The organism is Streptomyces sp. 13-12-16, from assembly GCF_002114215.1.
GTDB lineage: Bacteria > Actinomycetota > Actinomycetes > Streptomycetales > Streptomycetaceae > Streptomyces.
Genome location: NZ_NCTE01001150.1, coordinates 1 through 2,007, shown reverse-complemented (window position 1 = coordinate 2,007; position 2,007 = coordinate 1). Strand labels below are relative to the sequence as shown.

Annotated in this window: 2 protein-coding genes and 1 pseudogene; 1 reads left to right on the top strand and 2 read right to left on the bottom strand. The window is 75.7% G+C overall.

From position 1 onward, the window contains the following. Positions 1-149: 149 nt before the first annotated feature. Positions 150-1,493, bottom strand: a complete 1,344-nt coding sequence (locus B7767_RS36660) for a helix-turn-helix transcriptional regulator (RefSeq protein WP_085575789.1) — start codon at positions 1,491-1,493, stop codon at positions 150-152. A gap of 97 nt (positions 1,494-1,590) precedes the next feature. Between B7767_RS36660 and B7767_RS46860 the strand changes: the two genes are divergently transcribed. Beyond that, complete coding sequence (locus tag B7767_RS46860) at positions 1,591-1,761, top strand: hypothetical protein (protein ID WP_179167448.1); 171 nt, start codon at positions 1,591-1,593, stop codon at positions 1,759-1,761. Between the two features lie 22 nt (positions 1,762-1,783). On the opposite strand, the pseudogene B7767_RS36655 reads toward B7767_RS46860, so the two are convergent. Continuing rightward, a pseudogene (locus B7767_RS36655) lies at positions 1,784-2,007 on the bottom strand (hypothetical protein); the annotation flags it as partial.

The window sequence follows — 2,007 nt, the reverse complement described above, 5'->3', positions numbered from 1 at the left end:
AGCTCCGCGGCGATCGCGCCGAGCACCCGCTCGTCGTCCCTGTCCGGCTCGCCCCCAGGGTCGTCCCCGGGCCGCACGCCCACCGCCTCCTTCGGCCGTTCACCCCCGGAAGTGAGCCCCGACTACCCGGCCCGCCGCACCCGAAACGGTCAGACCGGGGGCTGGGCGGGCGCCGGGCCCAGCGTGGTCGTACCCGGGGCCGTGCGGTGGCCCAGGCCGGTGCGGTAGGCGTCCAGGGCCGCCTCGACGCGGCCGGTGCGGCGCAGCAGGTCACCGAGGAGGCGGCACAGGTCGGCCAGGTCACCGGCCGCGCCCGCACGCTCCAGCAGGCTCATCGCGCGCACGTAGTGCTCCTCGGCCCGCTCGGCGTCGCGGTCGTCCTCGGCGATGATCCCGAGCAGCCGGTGCGCCGCCGCCGCGTGCACCGCGCCCCGCTCGGGGGAGAGCCCGCCGAGCACGTCCTCCAGCAGGGCCGCCGCCTCCCCGGAGCTGCCGCGCCGGCGCAGCACGTCGGCCAGTTCGACGGTCACCTGGCTGCTGTAGAGGGACGCCCGCTTGGCCGACAGCATCGCCAGCGCCTCGCGCATCTCCTGCTCGGCGCGCTCCAGTTCGCCGTTCTGCGCGTACACGTAGCCGCGCATCCAGTGGCAGTTGGCCAGCTCGGTACGGAGCTGCAGCCCGCGGTACAGCTCCGCCGCCTTGGCCAGCGAGGCGTCCGCCTCGGCGAGGCGGCCCTCGGCGAGCAGGGTGCGGGCCACCGACCGGTGCATGCGCGCCACCAGCGCCGGGTCGCCGGACTGCGGCGCGAGCGCCAGCGCGAACTCCGCCGCCTGCGCGGCCCGCGCGTGCGCGCCCATGTCCATGTACGGGCCGATCGCGCTGGCGTAGAGCAGCAGCAGCGCGTCCGGGTCGTGCAGGCCGCCCCGGTTCAGCTCGTCGATCGTGGACTCGAGGAGGTAGACCGCGTACCGCAGTTCGCCCGCGAGGTAGTGGGCGACGGCCCGTCCGCGCAGCGCCGGCACCCGTGCGGGCAGCGGCGCCTCGGCGAGCCGGGTCTCGGCCCGCTCGAAGTACTGGCGTCCCTCGGCCAGTTCACCGGTCTCCAGGGCGCACTCCCCGAGCCCGAGCAGTGCGGCGGCCTGCTCCTCGGCCAGGTCGTTCGCCTCCGCCTCGGCGAGCAGCCCGGCGTACTGCTCCACCGCGGCCTCCGTCTCACCGACGGCGAGCGTGCGCTGCGCCTCGGTCAGCCTCAGGTGCAGCTCGGTCACGAGCCGGGCGGAACGTCCGGTGGCCAGTTCGTCGAACTCGACTCCGAGACGGTCGGCGAGGTGCCGTAACGCGTCGTCGGAGGGGCGCACCCGGCCCGCCTCCAGCGTGGAGACGTACGCGGGCGTGTACACCGGCTCCGCCAGTTGTCTCTGGGTCAGCCCGCGCTCCACCCGCAACTGCTGCACCCGCCGCCCGATGGTCGCCGGCTCGTCCCGTTCCCCCACACCAACTCCCCCAGTGCCCCTTGCCGTTCGCGTCCGACAGCCCCTAGGTTAAACCGCGAATTAAACACGCTTAACCCGTCACTGTTGGGAGGCCGCCGTGCTGGAACCCACACGCACCACCGAGCGTTACGCCCGTGGCCTCGCCGCGGCCGTCGCCGCGGTCGCGGCGCTGGTCCTGGCGGCCAACGCGGGCCCGGCCAAGGCCGCCGACCCCGAGCCGGACCACCGGACCACGACACCGGTGGCGGAGGCGGAGGCGGTCCGGTAGGGACACCCGCACCGGCCGGCGCTCAGCCCTGCGTCTGCAACTGCCGCAGCTGACGCCGCACATGGTCCAGGGCCCCCTCGCGCCGCCCCGGCACCCGTCCGCGCAGTTCCGCGAGGACCGCGCCGAGTTCGCGGGCCCTGGACGGGTCGCCGATCCGGCCCCACTGGTGGTGCGCCCGGTCCACGGCCGTCTCGACGGCGGGCGCGTCCGCCGGCTGCCCGGCGGTCAGCCGGGCGCTCGCGACGG